14 protein-coding genes and 1 pseudogene are annotated in these 16,364 nt (G+C 67.4%); 10 read left to right on the plus strand and 5 right to left on the minus strand.

Features of this window, described 5'->3' with window-relative positions; genetic code table 11:
- Nucleotides 1-6 precede the first annotated feature (6 nt).
- A complete protein-coding gene (locus HNQ73_RS02505) occupies nucleotides 7-618 on the minus strand; it encodes a pyridoxamine 5'-phosphate oxidase family protein (RefSeq protein ID WP_183331886.1) in 612 nt (203 codons plus the stop codon).
- A gap of 342 nt (nucleotides 619-960) precedes the next feature.
- Between HNQ73_RS02505 and HNQ73_RS02510 the strand changes: the two genes are divergently transcribed.
- The 7 genes from HNQ73_RS02510 (at nucleotide 961) to HNQ73_RS02540 (ending at nucleotide 8,423) form a co-directional block, all read left to right on the plus strand.
- Entirely contained in the window at nucleotides 961-2,178 is a 1,218-nt protein-coding gene (locus tag HNQ73_RS02510) for a septal ring lytic transglycosylase RlpA family protein (RefSeq protein WP_420868151.1), read from the plus strand.
- Nucleotides 2,179-2,247: 69 nt separating this feature from the next.
- Complete coding sequence (locus tag HNQ73_RS02515; RefSeq protein ID WP_183331888.1) at nucleotides 2,248-3,465, plus strand: D-alanyl-D-alanine carboxypeptidase family protein; 1,218 nt, start codon at nucleotides 2,248-2,250, stop codon at nucleotides 3,463-3,465.
- A 9-nt stretch (nucleotides 3,466-3,474) separates the two neighbouring features.
- Nucleotides 3,475-4,161: a dTMP kinase gene (gene tmk / locus HNQ73_RS02520; protein WP_183331890.1), complete on the plus strand. Its 687-nt coding sequence runs from the start codon at nucleotides 3,475-3,477 to the stop codon at nucleotides 4,159-4,161.
- Nucleotides 4,151-5,230, plus strand: a complete 1,080-nt coding sequence (locus HNQ73_RS02525) for a DNA polymerase III subunit delta' (protein WP_183331892.1) — start codon at nucleotides 4,151-4,153, stop codon at nucleotides 5,228-5,230. Before tmk ends, HNQ73_RS02525 begins: the two co-directional genes overlap by 11 nt.
- A gap of 27 nt (nucleotides 5,231-5,257) precedes the next feature.
- Nucleotides 5,258-6,820: a methionine--tRNA ligase gene (metG, locus tag HNQ73_RS02530; RefSeq protein ID WP_183331894.1), complete on the plus strand. Its 1,563-nt coding sequence runs from the start codon at nucleotides 5,258-5,260 to the stop codon at nucleotides 6,818-6,820.
- On the plus strand, nucleotides 6,820-7,623 hold the full coding sequence (locus HNQ73_RS02535) for a TatD family hydrolase (protein ID WP_183331896.1): 804 nt from the start codon (nucleotides 6,820-6,822) through the stop codon (nucleotides 7,621-7,623). Before metG ends, HNQ73_RS02535 begins: the two co-directional genes overlap by 1 nt.
- Entirely contained in the window at nucleotides 7,620-8,423 is an 804-nt protein-coding gene (locus HNQ73_RS02540; RefSeq protein ID WP_183331898.1) for an MBL fold metallo-hydrolase, read from the plus strand. Before HNQ73_RS02535 ends, HNQ73_RS02540 begins: the two co-directional genes overlap by 4 nt.
- A 13-nt stretch (nucleotides 8,424-8,436) precedes the next feature.
- Here HNQ73_RS02540 and HNQ73_RS02545 read toward each other — a convergent pair whose 3' ends face one another.
- Nucleotides 8,437-8,607 (minus strand): hypothetical protein, encoded by a 171-nt coding sequence (locus HNQ73_RS02545; RefSeq protein WP_183331900.1) that lies wholly within the window; start codon nucleotides 8,605-8,607, stop codon nucleotides 8,437-8,439.
- Between the two features lie 121 nt (nucleotides 8,608-8,728).
- A complete protein-coding gene (locus HNQ73_RS02550; RefSeq protein ID WP_183331902.1) occupies nucleotides 8,729-10,927 on the minus strand; it encodes a malate synthase G in 2,199 nt (732 codons plus the stop codon).
- Nucleotides 10,928-11,844: 917 nt separating this feature from the next.
- Between HNQ73_RS02550 and HNQ73_RS18210 the strand changes: the two are divergent.
- Nucleotides 11,845-11,910 (plus strand): annotated as a pseudogene (locus HNQ73_RS18210) (hypothetical protein); the annotation flags it as partial.
- Nucleotides 11,911-11,923: 13 nt separating this feature from the next.
- On the plus strand, nucleotides 11,924-13,654 hold the full coding sequence (locus tag HNQ73_RS17815) for a calcium-binding protein (RefSeq protein WP_210310562.1): 1,731 nt from the start codon (nucleotides 11,924-11,926) through the stop codon (nucleotides 13,652-13,654).
- A gap of 87 nt (nucleotides 13,655-13,741) precedes the next feature.
- Here HNQ73_RS17815 and HNQ73_RS02575 read toward each other — a convergent pair whose 3' ends face one another.
- On the minus strand, nucleotides 13,742-14,725 hold the full coding sequence (locus HNQ73_RS02575; protein WP_183331904.1) for a GlxA family transcriptional regulator: 984 nt from the start codon (nucleotides 14,723-14,725) through the stop codon (nucleotides 13,742-13,744).
- Nucleotides 14,726-14,827: 102 nt separating this feature from the next.
- Here HNQ73_RS02575 and HNQ73_RS02580 point away from each other — a divergent pair, with 102 nt between their 5' ends.
- A complete protein-coding gene (locus tag HNQ73_RS02580) occupies nucleotides 14,828-15,787 on the plus strand; it encodes an alpha/beta fold hydrolase (protein WP_183331906.1) in 960 nt (319 codons plus the stop codon).
- Between the two features lie 95 nt (nucleotides 15,788-15,882).
- Here HNQ73_RS02580 and ybaK read toward each other — a convergent pair whose 3' ends face one another.
- A complete protein-coding gene (ybaK, locus tag HNQ73_RS02585) occupies nucleotides 15,883-16,356 on the minus strand; it encodes a Cys-tRNA(Pro) deacylase (protein ID WP_183331908.1) in 474 nt (157 codons plus the stop codon).
- Between the last annotated feature and the right edge of the window lie 8 nt (nucleotides 16,357-16,364).

The raw sequence follows: 16,364 nt of genomic DNA on the forward strand, positions 1-16,364 counted from the left end.
GGCGCCTCACCACATTGATTGCCTTGCCCGCTCGGGCCAGGCGCGGTCGTAGTCCTCGCCGCCGACGCGGTTCTGCGACAGGGCTGCGAGGATTGTGCCCGGCGTCGGCAGCGCAGCGGGCGCCACGTGGCTCGACGGGTCCCAGAGCCGGGAACGGATGATGGCGCGGGCGCACTGGAAGTAGACTTCGTGCACCTCGATCACGATCACCGTCCGCGGCAGTTTTCCCTCAACGGCAAAGGAGGCGCGCAGGGTCTCATCCGCGGTCAGCCTGGCATGGCCGTTGATGCGCAGCGTGTTGCCCGAGCCGGGAATGAGGAAGAGCAGCGCCACGCGCGGGTCGCGCACGATGTTGCGCAGGGAATCGATCCTGTTGTTGCCCTGCCTGTCGGGCATCATCAGCGTGCGCGCGTCGTGGATGCGCACAAAACTGCGGCCGTCGCCGCGTGGCGAGCAGTCGAGCCCCTCCGGTCCGACCGTCGCGAGGGCGACGAAGGGCGATGCCTCGATGAAGGAGGCATAGTGGGGCGTCACGTGGTCCGTCACCTTGACGCGCGCCGTCTCGCCGGGCTGTCCATAGATCCCCTCGAGCTCTGCGATGGTGGAGATGGTCTGCATGGCGCCTCCTGGTCTGCCGTGTCCGGCTAAAGGTTGGCTGACCTCCCAGGACGACCGCGTTGCGGCCGGCTGCGGGCCTGCGACGAGCGCGCGCGGCACTGACGGCCATAATAGGGCAATAGCGCCGCAATTTCGTCGCAATCGGAAGGCTCGTTTCGCGGCCGGGCGTCGGTTGCAACTGTCACATTGCAGGCTTGCTTTGTGGGAAGTGAGGCCTTAACGCTCCATTCATCGGAACCCAACGACACTTCGGTGGTGATGACAAGTCCAAGGTCAGGCGCAGCGATCGCGCCCTTCCGACGGTAGCTTGCAGCCATCGACAGGCAAGAACGGAACGAGCCGATGCAGCAGATGGATCGTGCGACGACTGGGCTTTGTGCCGTCAAAGCGAAGGTTTCCCCATCCATCCCATCGGTATCTGCTTCTGAAGTCGCCGTTGAAGGTCGCTCGCCTCTCCGCTTCGCCCTGCAGGGCGCCGGAGTCGTTCTTCTCGCCCTCGGCCTCGCTAATTGCAGCAGCGGCTCGCAGAAGGTCGGCTCCGCCAAGATCGACCCGAAGTATGGCGTCGCTCCGAGCCCGAAGGTCGTTGCCGACGGCAAGCCGATCCCCAAGGGCGGTGGACGCCACCATATCGGCAAGCCCTACAAGGTGGCGGGCAAGACCTATGTTCCGCATCTCAACGAGAAATACACCGCCATCGGCACGGCCTCCTGGTACGGGGCCGACTTCCACGGGCGCCTGACGGCGAACGGCGAGGTGTTCGACAAGCACTCGATCGCCGCAGCCCATCCGACGCTGCCGCTGCCGAGCTACGTGCGCGTCACCAACCTCGCCAACAACCGCTCGATGGTGGTGCGCGTCAACGACCGCGGCCCGTTCCACGGCGGCCGTATCATCGACGTGTCGCGGAGGGTGGCGGAGGCGCTTGACTTCCGCCGTGCCGGCACGGCGAAGGTGAAGGTCGAATACCTCGGTCGGGCCTCGCTGCGCGGCAGCGATGACCGCAAGCTCCTCGCCACGTTGCAGATCGACGGCCGGCCGGCCGGCGGCGTGCCGGCGACGCTTGTCGCGCCTGCTGCAGCGCCGGTCATGGTGGCCTCGGCTGAGCCCACCCCGGCCCGGTCGGGCGAAGCGGAGGCGATGCCTTCCTCCGCTCCGGTCATCATGGCGTCTGCGGCGACCGCGCCCCAGCCTGCGCCGGCATCTGCTTCCGCTGCAGAGCGGATCGTCACCGTGCCGCTGCCTGTGCCGCGTCCGGATTTCGGGCAGCCCAGCGTTGCTGTCGCCGAGGCGGCACCGGCGCCTGCCCCGACCACGCATCTGCAGCGGGCGGAGGTCGCCTCCATCGACGACCTGCTCGACCTCAGCACGATCCCGAACGCCGGCGTGCCCGTCGCCGTGGCTGTGCCGCCCGTTTCCAGGACTGCCGGCAAACCCGTCGTCGCGAGCCTGTTCTATGCGGCGCCGCAGGACGCGAATGCCCGCTTCGGCAGCAGGGCGCCCTTCTCGCTTGTGAAGGAGCAGCGTTTCGTCTCGTTCCGCGAGGGGGCCGCCAACTAGCGATCCGCCGCGGCGAACGTTGATTTTGCCGCCGCGACACCACACATTCCCCCTCCACATGGGGGAGCGATGTCGGTTATCTCGTCCGTTGCAGGGAGCAGCCGGTTCGTTCGCAGGCTGCTGTTGTCGGGTTTGCTCGTGCTGGCCTGGCTCGCCGCGGCTGCAGGGGCGGCGAGGGCGCAGACATTTCAGACATCGGCGGAATTCGCCATCCTGATGGATGCGCAAACGCGCGGCGTCCTCTATGCGAAGGCGCCCGACGCGCCAATGATCCCGGCCAGCCTCGCCAAGCTCATGACGGCGGCCGTGGTCTTCGAGGAGATCAAGGGGGGGCGCCTGTCGCTCGACGACACTTTCGTCATCTCCGAGAACGCCTGGCGGCGCGGCGGCGCGCCCTCCGGCGGCTCCACCATGTTCGCCGTCGTGAACAGCCGCGTTTCCGTCGCGGACCTTCTGCGCGGGCTCATCGTCCAGTCAGGCAACGATGCGGCCATCGCCCTGGCCGAGGGCATCGCGGGCACCGAGGAGAACTTCGCCCGGCTCATGAACGAACGGGCGAAGGCAATCGGCCTGCGTAGCAGCACCTTCCGCAACGCCACGGGCTATTCCGATCCGGAACAGCGCACGACAGCCCGCGACCTTGCCGTGCTTTCGCTATATCTCATCGAGAACTTCCCGGACCTCTATCCCATCTTCGGCGAGCGCGAGTTCACCTGGAACAAGATCCGCCAGCAGAACCGCAATCCGCTGCTGGCGATGGAGATTGGTGCCGACGGGCTGAAGACGGGCAATCTGCCGGAATCCGGCTATGGCCTCGTCGGCTCGGCCGTGCGCGACGGTCGGCGGCTCGTCGTCGTGCTCAACGGCCTGCGCAACGCGCGTGACCGGGCCAACGAGGGACGCAAGCTGCTCGAGTGGGGCTTCAACAATTTCGAGACACGCGAGATCTTCAAGGCTGGCGAGGTCATCAGCGAGGCGCAGGTCTATGGCGGCGCCCGGGGGCGGGTGCCGCTCGTCGCCAGGGAGCCGGTGCGCGTGCTGGTGCCGCGCGGCGCGAGCGACCGTCTCGACGTGAAGGTGGTCTACCGCGGTCCGCTGAAGGCGCCGGTCGCGGCAGGGACGCAGGTTGCCGAGCTGCGGGTCACGCGCGACGAGGTCGACGCGCTCGTCCTGCCGCTATACACAGACGAGGCGGTGGAGTCGGGCAGCCTTTCGCAACGCGCCTTCGACGCGCTGTTTGAGCTCGGTACCGGCGCCATCCGCGATGCGTTGAGCAAGCTATTGTAAGAGGCCGTCTTGCCGGAAAAAGCGCCGTCGCGGGGCCGGTTCGTCACCTTCGAGGGCGGCGAGGGGGCAGGCAAGTCCACCCAGGTGGAGTTCCTGCGCGCCCGCCTTTCGCAGCGCGGGATCGACGTCATTGCGACGCGCGAGCCCGGCGGTGCGCCGCGCGCCGAGCGCATCCGCAACTTTTTGCTCGCCGGCAAGGCCAAGGCGCTCGGGCCGGCGGCCGAGGCCATCCTCTTCTCGGCGGCCCGCAACGACCATCTCGAGACGACAATCCGCCCGGCGCTGGCACGCGGCCAGTGGGTGCTGTGCGACCGCTTCAGCGATTCCACCCGTGCCTATCAGGGCGCGCTCGGTGATCTCGACCCGGTCTTCCTCAACCGTCTCGAGCAAGTTGTCGTCGGCCCCACGCGCCCGGACCTGACCTTCATCCTCGACCTGCCACCCGAGGTGGGGCTCGCCCGCGCAGGCGCGCGCCGGCAGGCCCGCAGCGAGGCGACGGACCGTTTCGAGGCAGAGGACATCAGCTTCCACCGGGCGCTTCGCACGGCCTTCCTCACCATTGCCAGGGAGGAGCCGGCGCGCTGCGTGGTCATCGACGCCAGCCGCGACGCCGATACCGTCGCCGCCGACATCTGGGCCGAGGTCGAGGCCCGTTTGCTCGGAACAACGACGCAGGAGTCCGCCGATGGCGCGTGAGCCGGTTTCCGCGCAGGAGATGGAGGCCGATCGCTACGGCCTCGCCCCTCATCCGCGCGAGCGCTTCGATCTCGTGGGCCACGAGGAGGCGGAGCGCTCCTTCCTCGATGCCTGGCGGGCAGGGCGCCTGCACCATGCCTGGCTCATCGGCGGGCCGCGCGGCATCGGCAAGGCCACCTTTGCCTACCGGGTGGCGCGTTTCCTGCTCGCCTATCCCGACCCTGCCGCCGCGCCGGACGTGCGGGATCTCACCGTCGCGCCGGACCATCTCGTCGCCCGCAAGGTGGCCGCTCTCTCGCATCCCGACCTTGTCGTCCTGCGGCGCACGCCGGGCACGGACAAGAAGGGCCCCTCGAGTGTCATCGCCATCGATTCCGTGCGGCGGGCCCTTGCCGTCTTCGGCTCCACGGCCGGGGCGGGCGGCTATCGCGTCTGCATCGTCGACAGCGCCGAGGACCTCAACGTCGCCAGCGCAAACGCCCTGCTGAAAGTGGTGGAAGAGCCGCCGCCGCGCTCCATCTTCCTCATCGTCTCGCACAGCCCCGGCCGCGTTCTGGCCACGATCCGCTCCCGCTGCCGCAAGCTCACGCTGGGAGAGCTCACGCCGGGCGACATCGAGAGGGTGATGCAGGGGCTCGGCCCGCCCTGGGATGCGATCGACCCCGCCCTGAGGGCGCGTGCCGCGGCCCTGGCGCAGGGCTCCGTGCAGGGCGCGCTGGAGCTGCTGGACGAGGAACGCATCGCGCTCGTCGAGCGGGTGCAGGGCATGCTCGTCCGCCTGCCGGCCGTCGACCTGCGCGAGGTGCTCGCACTCGCCGAGCTTACTGCGGGCAGGGACGGGGAGGAGGCGTTCGCGGCCCTCATGGCGACGATCGACATGTTCGTCACCAAGACCATTCATGAACGGACGGCAGAGGGTGCGGCTCGCCTTGCGCCCTTGGTCGAGGTGTGGGAGAAGAGCCGCGGTGCGGCGCGCGAAGCGCAAGTGCTCAATCTCGACCGCCGCCCTTTGGTTCTGTCTATTTTCAACGACCTGGCCGGCGCGCTGCGCCACGGTGAAGCCGCCTGAGCCAGCGAGATTCGGACACGGTTGGGCATGGGCCATCCCGAGACCTTCTACATCACGACCGCCATCTCCTATCCCAATGGCGCCCCGCACATCGGCCACGCCTACGAGGCGGTGGTGGCGGACGCCATCGCGCGCTTCAAGCGGCTCGACGGCTATGACGTCTTCTTCATGACGGGCGTCGACGAGCATGGCCTGAAGATGACGCAGACGGCGGCGAAGGAAGGCATCAGCCCGCGCGAGCTGTCCGACCGCAACACGGCGCTCTTCCAGGAGATGTGCGATGCGCTCGCCGTGTCGCGCGACCGCTTCATCCGCACGACGGAGCCCGCCCATTACGCTGCCTCCCAGGCGCTGTGGAAGCGCATGGTCGAGGTCGGGGACATCTATCTCGGCACCTATGCCGGCTGGTACTCGGTCCGCGACGAGGCCTTCTACGACGAGAGCGAGACAACGCTGAACGCTGACGGCGTGCGTCTGGGCCCGCAGGGCACGCCGGTGGAGTGGACGGAGGAGCAGACCTATTTCTTCCGCCTCTCGGCCTATCAGGACCGGCTGCTGGAGCTCTACGAGAGCAACCCGGACTTCATCGGCCCGGAAGGTCGGCGCAACGAGGTGATCAGCTTCGTCAAGGGCGGGCTGCAGGATCTCTCGATCTCGCGCACCACGCTGACCTGGGGCGTGCCGGTGCCGGACGCGCCGGGCCACGTGATGTACGTGTGGGTCGATGCGCTCACTAACTACCTCACAGGCCTCGGCTATCCCGACACGCAATCGCCGCGGTGGCGCTACTGGCCGGCGGACGTGCACATCATCGGCAAGGACATCGTGCGCTTCCACGCGGTCTACTGGCCCGCCTTCCTGATGTCCGCCGGGCTGCCGGTGCCGAAGCGTGTCTTCGGCCACGGCTTCCTGTTCAACCGGGGCGAGAAGATGTCGAAGTCGGTCGGCAACGTCATCGACCCGTTCGCGTTGGCCCGGACCTACGGCGTGGACCAGCTGCGCTACTTCTTCCTGCGCGAGGTGCCGTTCGGCCAGGATGGCAACTATAGCCACGAGGCCATCGTCAACCGCATAAACGCGGATCTCGCCAATGACCTCGGCAACCTCGCCCAGCGCTCGCTGTCGATGATCGCCAAGAACTGCGACGGCAAGGTGCCCGAGCCCGGCCCCTTCACCGCGGCCGACGAGGCCCTGCTCGCGGCGGCGGACGGCCTCCTCGCCAAGGCGCGGGCGGCCATGCAGAACTTTGCCCTGCACACCGTGCTGGCTGATGTCTGGGCGGTGGTGGGTGAGGCGAACCGCTATTTCGCCGGGCAGGAGCCCTGGGCCCTGCGCAAGACGGACCCGGCACGTATGGCGACGGTGCTGTACGTGACGGCGGAGGTGCTGCGCAACGTCGCCATCCTCGCCCAGCCGGTGACGCCGGCGGCGGCGGGGCGCCTGCTCGATCTCCTGTCCGTTGCGGAGGACAAGCGGCGCTTCGACTCGCTCGGCCCCGCCGGGCGCCTCGTTCCCGGCACGGCCCTGCCGGCCCCGGCCCCCATCTTTCCGCGCTTCGTGGAGGAGGAGCAGCAGGAGACCAAGGCCTGATGCTGGTCGACAGTCACTGCCACCTCGACTTCCCCGATTTCGCCAGCGAGCTCGACGCCGTCGTGGCGCGCGCGCGCGCGGCCGGCGTGGGCCATCTCGTCACCATCTCGACGCGCGTCAGGCAGTTCGCCACCTATGCCGCGCTGGCCGAGCGCTTCGAAGGCGTCTCTTGCACAGTGGGCACCCATCCGCACAATGCGGGTGAGGAGCCGGACGTCACGGCGGATGAGCTCGTGGCACTCTCGCGCCACCCGCGCTGCATCGGTATTGGCGAGGCGGGGCTCGACTATCACTACGACCGCAGCCCGCGCGACGTGCAGAAGGCCGTGTTCCGCACCCATATCGCGGCGGCGCGGGAGACGGGCCTGCCGCTTGTCATCCATGCGCGGGCGGCCGACGAGGACATGATCGCCATTCTGCGGGACGAGATGGGCAAGGGCGCCTTTCGGGCCGTGCTGCACTGCTTCTCGTCGGGGCCGGAGCTGGCGCGCGTCGGAGTGGAGCTGGGGCTCTACATCTCCTTCTCGGGCATCCTGACCTTCAAGAGCTCGCAGGAGCTGCGCGACATCGCCGCACAGGTGCCGCGCGAGCGGCTGCTCGTCGAGACGGACGCGCCCTATCTCGCGCCCGTTCCCAACCGCGGCAAGCGCAACGAGCCCGCCTTCGTCGTCCATACGGCCAAGGTTCTTGCTGAACTGCACGGGGTGACACCGGCCGAGATGGCGGCGATCACCACCGGCAATTTCCGCCGCCTCTTCACCAAGGCGCAGCTCGGCCAAGGCGCGGGAGACGCCGCCGCATGACGCTGACCGTGACCATCCTCGGTTGCGGGTCCTCCGGCGGGGTGCCACGCGTCGGAATGGGGTGGGGCGCCTGCGACCCGGCGGAGCCGCGCAACCGACGCCGCCGCTGCTCGATCCTCGTCGAAAAGAAGGGTCGGGGAGAGGCGGCGACGACGGTCCTGGTCGACACGTCGCCCGATCTGCGCGAACAGCTGCTCGACGCCAACGTCCGCCATCTCGACGCTGTCCTCTTCACGCACGAGCACGCCGACCACACGCACGGGATCGATGACCTTCGCCCGCTGGTGCTGACGATGCGCCGCTGCATCGACGTCTATCTGGACGAGCGCACCAGCGAGAAGGTGCGCACCCGCTTCGACTATTGTTTCGTTACGCCGCCCGGCAGCGACTATCCACCGATCCTCGTCGAGCACCGTCTCACAAGCGGGCAGGAGGTGCACATTGAAGGACCAGGCGGCACGGTGTCCGCCTTGCCCTTCCGCATGGTGCACGGGAACATCGACGCGCTTGGCTTCCGCTTTGGCAAGCTGGCGTATGCGAGCGACGTCAGCCTCATGCCCGACGAAGCGAAGGCGGTGCTGTACGGCCTCGAAGTGCTGATTGTCGACGCACTGCGCTACACGCGGCACCCGAGCCACTTCAACCTCGAGCAGGCCCTGGCGCTGATCGAGGAGGTGGCCCCACAACGGGCCGTGCTCACCAACCTGCACACCGACCTTGACTATGCCACCCTGCGCCGTCAGGTGCCGCCCCACGTGGAGCCGGCCTATGACGGGATGACGATTACGGCTTCCGATTAAGATCGGCCGATAATCAGTTGTTGTTATTCTTCTTTTTCCGCTTGGGTGCAGGCTGCGTCTGCGACGGGGGATCGCTGGCGGGGAAGGAATCCTCCAGCTCCTCGTCGAGCACCTCGTCCTGATGCTGCTTCTTCTCGGCTTTCTCGCGCTCCCGCTCGCTGCGGGACTTGTGCGGATCGTCCATGCCCGGCTCCTCGCTCTGGCCTCGTGCCACATGTGTCTGAGGCATATCAAAGCAACGCCGGCCACCGCCTTGCGGTTCCAGTGGCCCGGCGGTGCGGGGCAGGCAACGGGGCGCAGGCTGCTCAGGTGGCGGCCCGGTCCTTCTCCTTGCGCAGGCGGCGGAACCGGTGGAGCAGGGGCTCGGTGTATCCGTTCGGCTGCCGCGTGCCCTCGAAGATGAGGGCGCAGGCCGCCTGGAAGGCGAGCGAATTGTCGAAATCGGGCGCCATGGGGCGATAGTTCGGGTCGCCGGCGTTCTGCCGGTCGACCACGGCGGCGAGCCGCTTCAGCGCCCCCATCACCTGATCGCGCGAGACGATGCCGTGGCGCAGCCAGTTGGCGAGATGCTGGGCCGAGATGCGCAGCGTGGCGCGATCCTCCATCAGGGCGACATCGTGGATGTCCGGCACCTTGGAGCAGCCGATGCCCTGGTCGACCCAGCGCACCACGTAGCCGAGAAGGCTCTGGACGTTGGTGTCGACCTCCTCGGCAATCTCCGCCGCCGACCAGTTCACGCGGTCGGCCAGCGGCAGGGTCAGCAGGTCGGCACGCTGCGCTGGCGCCCGCTTGCGGATCTCTGCCTGGCGGGCCGCCACGTCAACCGCCAGATAGTGCAAGGTGTGCAGCGTCGCGGCCGTGGGTGAGGGCACCCAGGCAGTGCTCGCCCCGGCGAGCGGATGGCCGAGCTTCTGCTCGAGCATGGCATGCATCAGGTCGGGCATGGCCCACATGCCCTTGCCGATCTGCCCGCGGCCGTCGAGGCCCGTGGCCAGGCCGGTGTCGACGTTGCCGTCCTCGTAGGCCTTGATCCACGTTGAGGCCTTCATGTCGGCCTTGCGGATCATCGGGCCCGCTTCCATCGACGTATGGATCTCGTCGCCCGTGCGGTCGAGGAAGCCCGTGTTGATGAAGCAGATGCGGTCCTTGGCGGCGCGGATAGATGCCTTGAGATTGACGCTCGTGCGGCGCTCCTCGTCCATCACGCCCATCTTGAGCGTGTTGCGCGGAAGGGCCAGGGCATCCTCGATGGCGGCGAAAAGTGCATCAGCGAAAGCCACTTCCTCAGGGCCGTGCATCTTGGGCTTGACGATGTACATCTGACCCGTGGCGGAATTGGCGCGGCGGCCCGAGGGGCCGATGTCGTGGAGGGCGATGGCCGCCGTCACCATGCCGTCGAGGATGCCTTCGGGGATCTCGTTGCCGTTCTCGTCCAGCACAGCATCGGTCGTCATGAGGTGGCCGACGTTGCGCACGAGCATGAGGCTGCGCCCCTTGAGGCGCAGCTCGCCGCCGCCGGGGCGCCTGTAGACGCGGTCTGCAGCCAGGCGGCGCGTCACCGTGCGCCCGTTCTTCTCGAAGGTCTCGACGAGGTCGCCCCGCATCAGGCCGAGCCAGTTGCGGTAGACGACGACCTTGTCCTCCGCATCCACAGCCGCGACCGAATCCTCACAGTCCATGATGGTCGTCAGCGCGGCCTCCAGCTCGATGTCGCTGATGCCGGCCTTGTCGCTGCCGCCGATGGGATGGTTGCGGTTGAAATGCACGATGACGTGGAGGCCGTGCTTGAGGAAGACGAGCGCCTCCGGCGCATCGCCGTTGCCCGCGAAGCCGGCGAGCTGCGCCGCATCCTTGAGGCCTGTGACGTTGCCGTCCGCGAGCTGCACCGTGAGGGCCGCGCCATCCACCGCGTAGCGCACGGCATCGGCATGCGAGCCGGAAGCGAGCGGCACGTGCTGGTCCAGCATACGCCGGCCGAAGGCAATGACCTCGGCGCCGCGCGCCGGGTCATAGGGGCCCGGCGACGGCCGCTTGCCGTCCAGCGCATCGGTGCCGTAGAGCGCGTCGTAGAGGCTGCCCCAACGGGCGTTGGCGGCGTTCAGCGCATAGCGCGCGTTCATCACCGGCACGACGAGCTGCGGCCCCGCGATGGTGGCGATCTCGGGGTCGACATTGGTCGTTCCGACGCGGAAATCGCCTATATCATCAACGATATAGCAAATTTTCCTGAGAAAGCGCTCGTAGGCTTCCGCATCGTGTGGGCGGCCAGCGCGGCTGCGGTGCCATTCGTCGATCTGTGCCTGCAGCGCGTCGCGCTTGGCCAGAAGCGCGCGGTTCTGCGGCGCGAAGGTGGCGATGATCGCCTCGAGACGCTGCCAGAATGCATCGGGCGCGATCCCGGTGCCAGGCAGCGCTTCCTCAGTAATGAAGGCATGGAGCGGTGCGGCGACCTTCAGCTTGCCACAGGCGACATATCCATTTGCCGACACGCCGGAACCGACCATCGCTCGCTACCTCCCTGATATTCCTGACGGCAGTGCTGCCGCATGCCTCTGCTTTAGCCAACTCCTAGCCCTCGGACACCGTGCCGCAATGAGATGGACTTTCAACCTAACGGAAAAAATGGTGATGAGCCGTGTCGCTCATTGCGATCCCGCGGCCAGTCCTCAGCTCGGCGCCCGGGCCGGAACTCTGGCAGAAGGCAAAGGGCCGGCGTCAGTCTCCGCCAGGTGCAAAGCGGCAAGGGTCAGGCCGGAGGCCGGGGTCATACCGCAAGCCACCGCAAGCCTGAGTGCTCGAATGTCGCGATTTTGGTTCCATAATCTTCCTTATGCGAATTTTGGCTAAGCACACGGCGGGGCTCTCCCCCTTGCACCTGGATGGCCGTGCTCTCGGGCTGGCCGTATCGCGTTGCCACGGCATCGCCGTCGCTGCCCGCTTCGGTGCGCCGGCAATGCGGCCGTGACCGGCCTTACTCCCATGGACCTCTCTTCCGCGGCGCGGATGATCCGGCCGGCCCGCGTCCGCCTCGGATCTAGTCTAGCCAGACCGCGGATCCGACCTCGCCGACATGCGCCGCTGCTCCGCCGGGTTCTGTCACCGACGCTGCGCACCGGTCGGTCATGGCTGCGTGTATCGACGTTTCAAGCCGCGCGGTCCGTCCCGGCGCCGCCGAGCGCCGCTGCGCCATTCGGCCCTGTCGGCAACAGAGTTACACCCGCGACGCTGATGACCGGCGCCCCCGTGGCCTCCCAGCGTCGTCCGGCGTTCGCATTCATCGCATGACGAATGTTTCCATTTTTGACCCAAACAGGAAGCAGAATATATTTCCAAATTCAACGTAAAATATAGATATACATTTATGTTGCCTTCTGAGAATTCGTCGTAAATATTTAATGCATATGTCATCCGGGAGGGCGCTATGCCTGCTGGAACTGAAGACGATGACAGGTTGTATGGGACGGCGGCGGTCGATGTGCTCGAGGGGCTCGGTGGAGACGATGATCTCGTCGGCTATGCCGGCGACGACAGTCTTCGGCGGGGACGGCAACGACCGCCTGTGGGGCGGACCGGGAGCCGACCTCCTCGACGGTGGCGCGGGCCGCGACGCCGCGGTCTATTCGGCCTCCCTCGCCGGAGTCATGGTGGATTTGCGCCACTCCGGCCCGCAGGCCGGCGCCGGCGATGCCGCAGGTGACGTCCTTGTCGACATCGAGAACATTACTGGCTCGCGCTACGGTGACATCCTGATCGGCGACGCCGGCAACAACACGCTGCGCGGCGGCGCCGGAGCCGATGTCATCGACGGCGGCGAAGGCATGCGCGACAGGGCGAGCTACGCCTTTTCGCCCGAGGCGGTCGATGTCAGCCTCAGCCGCCTTGGGGCGCAGGTCGGCGGCGACGCCGAGGGCGACACGCTCGCCGGCATCGAGGATCTGACGGGATCGAGCCACGACGACCGGCTGACGGGCAACAGCCTCGACAACATTATCAACGGCGGCGCGGGCGCGGACATCATCGACGGCCGTGGCGGCTCTGACACGGTGGAACACACGGGCTCGCGCGCAGGCGTGTACGTGGACCTCACGCACGACGGGCCGCAGATCGGCGGCTATGCCCAGGGCGACGTGCTCATCTCCGTCGAGAATATCTACGGCACGGAGCACGACGACTATATCGCGGGTGACGATGGCTCCAATCGGCTGTCCGGCGCAGGCGGCAACGATATCATCATCGGCGGCAGGGGCTGGGGCTACGATCACATCAACGCCGGCGCGGGCGACGATCTCGTGGTGCTGAACGGCGCGGGGCGCGCCGACGGTGGCGAGGGCACGGATCATCTCATCCTCGATTTCCGCACCGCGCCGACGCAGCTCGCGCCGACGCTGGACGGTGGCAGGGAGGCAGTCGGCTACAGTGCTGCCGCCATCGGCGAGGCAGGCGCCATCTCCCTCTCCCAGCTCGGCGTCGGCCGGACGGGTGGCGCGGTCGGCTTTGAGAAGCTGACCATCGAGGGCTCGACCGGCGGCGATCATTTTATCGGTACCTCCGGAGCAGATGTCATCCGCGGGCATGAGGGTAACGACGTCATCATCGGCGGCGGCGGGGCCGATTTCCTGGATGGTGGCACCGGCTTTGACCGGCTTGTCATTGTCGAGCGCGACGCGACCGAGGACCTCGTCGTCGACGTCAAGGCGGGCCTCCTGCCCGGCGGCGCGACAGCGGCCGGTTTCGAGCGGCTCGACGTGATCGCCGGTTCGGGCAACGACACGGTCTACGGGCTCGATGGCGACAGCGGTCTCGGCGACCGGCCCGGTGTCACGCTGACGGGGGACTATTTCGATCTCGGAGCCGGCGACGACACGGCCTACGGCGGCGCCGGGGGTGACCGGCTCGATGGCGGTTCGGGCAACGACAGGCTTCATGGCGAGGACGGCAACGACCACTTCTACAGTGGCGATGGCGAAGACCAGCTCTGGGGCGGCGCGGGCGAAGACGTCTTTAACTACATCGGCAACGAGACCGGTTACGACCGCATCGAGGACTTCGAGAACGGCATTGACCGGATCCGTTTCCTCGGCGGGTCCCTGACCAGTCCGGACGAGGTGCTCGCCGCCGCCCGCGAGGCGGATGGCGGCGTCGTCATTGATGTCGGGGAAGGCGGCCTTTTCCTCGCCGGCGTGGATCTCGAGAACCTCGACGCCAGCGATTTCGTGTTCGGCTATTTCTGATCGCGGGCCTTGTAGAGAGGGCGCCGGAGAGCCAAGGCCGTGACGGCCGGGCAGCCCCTGCCCCGCTCGCGCCGCGAAAGCCTTGTCTCATGCCACGCTGAAGCGATGCCGGTACTCGTTGGGCGTCAGGCCGGTGGCGCGCCGGAAGATCTTCCGGAAGGCGGCCGGGTCGGTGTAGCCGACCTGCCAGGCGATCTGGTCGACAGGCTGCCGCGTCAGCTCCAGCGTCTCGCGGGCCCTGGCGATGCGCACCTGCTGCAGGTACTCCACCGGGCGAAATCCGGTCGCTGCGCTGAAGCGGCGCAGGAAGGTGCGCTCCGTCAACCCCGCAAGTCCGGCGAGAGCGCCCACCGCGAGGGCATCCGCATAGCGGGCGTGGATGTGCTGCTGCACGCGCAGCACCGCCGCATCGCCGTGGTCGAAACGCGGGATGAACTGGCTGAACGGCAGCTGGTGCCGCCGCGGCGGGTCGATCAGCAGAAAGCGGGCCGTCGCCAGCATCACGCTGGCGCCCATCAGGCGCTCGACGAGCGTCAGGCCGAGGTCGGTCCAGGCCAGGATGCCTCCTGCCGTAACAATGTCACCTTCGTCGATAACCATTCTTTCTTCCGCCACCTCAACCTCGGGGAAACGCTCCGCCAGCTGCCTGGCAAACGCCCAGTGGGTGGTGGCGCGCCGTCCGTTCACCAGACCCGTCTCTGCCAGCACGAAGGTGCCAGCGCAGACCGAGCACAGGATGGTTCCTTCCGCGTGACGGGCCTGCATCCAGGCCGCCGCGGTGGGCATGGGGCGCATGAGCTCGGGCATGATGATGCTCGGCGGAGCGATGGCATGGGTCAGCCGATGAGGAGAACCCGGGTGGCTATCCCAGATGCAGACGACCTCCCCCTCCTCCCCATCCCCAGCCTGCCAGTGGGAGACGCGGATGGCCGGCACCTCGGTCTCGATGATCCGCTCCGCCCACTCCCCGGCGATGCGGAACAGGTCCGTCAGGCCGTGCACGGCTGCCATCTGGCAGTCCGGGTAGACCAGCAGGCCGATTTCGGCCACGCGCTTTCTGTTCTGCGGCATCTGTCCGTTTTGCCCCGCTTATTGTCTGTTCCGCCAAGTTTCTCGCCTGCCAGCTTCCCCTAGCGTTGTCCACGTCGACAACACCTCAGCGAGGCCAGCGACATGACACTCGGACCAGAGCTCACCGTCACGCGGCGCACCTTCCTGATCACGGGAACGGCGGCGCTCGCAGCCCTCGGTTTGCCGGTCCCGGCGAGCTCCAGCGGAGAAACGAAAGGATCGACCATGACGAGCAACAGCCTGACCACCACCGACGGCACCCGCATCTTCTACAAGGATTGGGGCCCCCGCGATGCACAGCCCATCGTGTTCCATCACGGCTGGCCGCTCTCTGCGGATGACTGGGACAACCAGATGCTGTTCTTCCTGTCTCAGGGCTACCGCGTGATCGCACATGACCGCCGCGGCCACGGCCGCTCGGACCAGACCGACACAGGCAACGAGATGGACACCTATGCCGCCGACGTTGCCGAGCTGGCTGCTGCCCTCGACCTCAGGAACGCCGTCCACATCGGACATTCTACCGGTGGTGGCGAGGTGGCGCGCTATGTCGCCCGTGCCGAGCCGGGCCGTGTGGCGAAGGCGGTGCTGATCGGCGCCGTGCCGCCGATCATGCTCAAGACGGAGGCGAACCCGGATGGTCTGCCCAAGGAGGTCTTCGATGGCTTCCGCTCACTCCTGGTGGCCAACCGGGCGCAGTTCTTCCGCGATGTGGCGTCCGGGCCCTTCTACGGCTTCAACCGTCCGGATGCGAAGGTAAGCCAGGGGCTGATCGACAACTGGTGGCGGCAGGGTATGGCCGGCGGTGCCAAGGCCCAGTACGACTGCATCGCGGCCTTCTCGGAGACCGACTTCACGGAAGACCTCAAGGCGATCGATGTGCCGGTCCTCCTGCTGCACGGCGAGGACGACCAGATCGTGCCGATTCAGAACTCGGCCCACAAGGCGATCAAGCTGCTGAGGAACGGCACGCTGAAGACCTACCCTGGCCTGTCGCATGGCATGTTCGCCACGCATCCGGACATCATCAACGCCGATCTGCTGGCCTTCGTGCGCGGCTGATCGCCTGTCGGCAAAAAGCCCTCGGACAGCGATGCCCGGGGGCTTTTCGTGTCTGGTGGCGAGACCCTTCCTTTTCCGGTCAGACGCGGGGCGCGTCAGGCGACCACTGCGCAGACGCGGGCATCGAGCAGCGCGACGATGTCGCGCGGGGCGAGCCTCACCTGCAACCCGCGCTGGCCGCCGTTGACATAGACGAGGGCGTGGGCGAGCGCCTTCTCCTCGATGGCCGCCGGTACCTTCCGCATCTGACCGAAGGGGCTGATGCCGCCCACCTTGTAGCCGGTGATCCGCTCTGCATCGGCAGGCTTCATCATCTGCGCCGACTTGCCGTCGAAGGCGGCGGCGAGCTTCTTCATCGCCACCTCGTGGTCCGACGGAACGATGACGCAGGCCGGCTTGCCGTCGACAAGAGCCATCAGCGTCTTGAGCACGCGGCCGGGATCCTCGCCCAGGGCTTCGGCGGCCTGCAGGCCCGTGCTCTCGGTATCGGGATCATAGGCGTAGCTGTGCAGCGTGAAGGCGATGCCTGGCCTGACGAGCATCGTCGTCGCGCGCGTTGCCTTCGACATCGATGTCT

Source organism: Chelatococcus composti, from assembly GCF_014201415.1.
Lineage (GTDB): Bacteria > Pseudomonadota > Alphaproteobacteria > Rhizobiales > Beijerinckiaceae > Chelatococcus_A > Chelatococcus_A composti.

Excerpts from the sequence above, each read along its gene's own strand:
- HNQ73_RS02505 (WP_183331886.1), bottom strand. The coding sequence starts at position 618 with ATGCAGACCATCTCCACCATCGCAGAGCTCGAGGGGATCTATGGACAG.
- HNQ73_RS02510 (WP_420868151.1), top strand. The coding sequence starts at position 961 with ATGCAGCAGATGGATCGTGCGACGACTGGGCTTTGTGCCGTCAAAGCG.
- HNQ73_RS02515 (WP_183331888.1), top strand. The coding sequence starts at position 2,248 with ATGTCGGTTATCTCGTCCGTTGCAGGGAGCAGCCGGTTCGTTCGCAGG.
- HNQ73_RS02525 (WP_183331892.1), top strand. The coding sequence starts at position 4,151 with ATGGCGCGTGAGCCGGTTTCCGCGCAGGAGATGGAGGCCGATCGCTAC.
- metG (WP_183331894.1), top strand. The coding sequence starts at position 5,258 with ATGGGCCATCCCGAGACCTTCTACATCACGACCGCCATCTCCTATCCC.
- HNQ73_RS02535 (WP_183331896.1), top strand. The coding sequence starts at position 6,820 with ATGCTGGTCGACAGTCACTGCCACCTCGACTTCCCCGATTTCGCCAGC.
- HNQ73_RS02540 (WP_183331898.1), top strand. The coding sequence starts at position 7,620 with ATGACGCTGACCGTGACCATCCTCGGTTGCGGGTCCTCCGGCGGGGTG.
- HNQ73_RS02545 (WP_183331900.1), bottom strand. The coding sequence starts at position 8,607 with ATGGACGATCCGCACAAGTCCCGCAGCGAGCGGGAGCGCGAGAAAGCC.
- HNQ73_RS02550 (WP_183331902.1), bottom strand. The coding sequence starts at position 10,927 with ATGGTCGGTTCCGGCGTGTCGGCAAATGGATATGTCGCCTGTGGCAAG.
- HNQ73_RS17815 (WP_210310562.1), top strand. The coding sequence starts at position 11,924 with ATGATCTCGTCGGCTATGCCGGCGACGACAGTCTTCGGCGGGGACGGC.
- HNQ73_RS02575 (WP_183331904.1), bottom strand. The coding sequence starts at position 14,725 with ATGCCGCAGAACAGAAAGCGCGTGGCCGAAATCGGCCTGCTGGTCTAC.
- HNQ73_RS02580 (WP_183331906.1), top strand. The coding sequence starts at position 14,828 with ATGACACTCGGACCAGAGCTCACCGTCACGCGGCGCACCTTCCTGATC.
- ybaK (WP_183331908.1), bottom strand. The coding sequence starts at position 16,356 with ATGTCGAAGGCAACGCGCGCGACGACGATGCTCGTCAGGCCAGGCATC.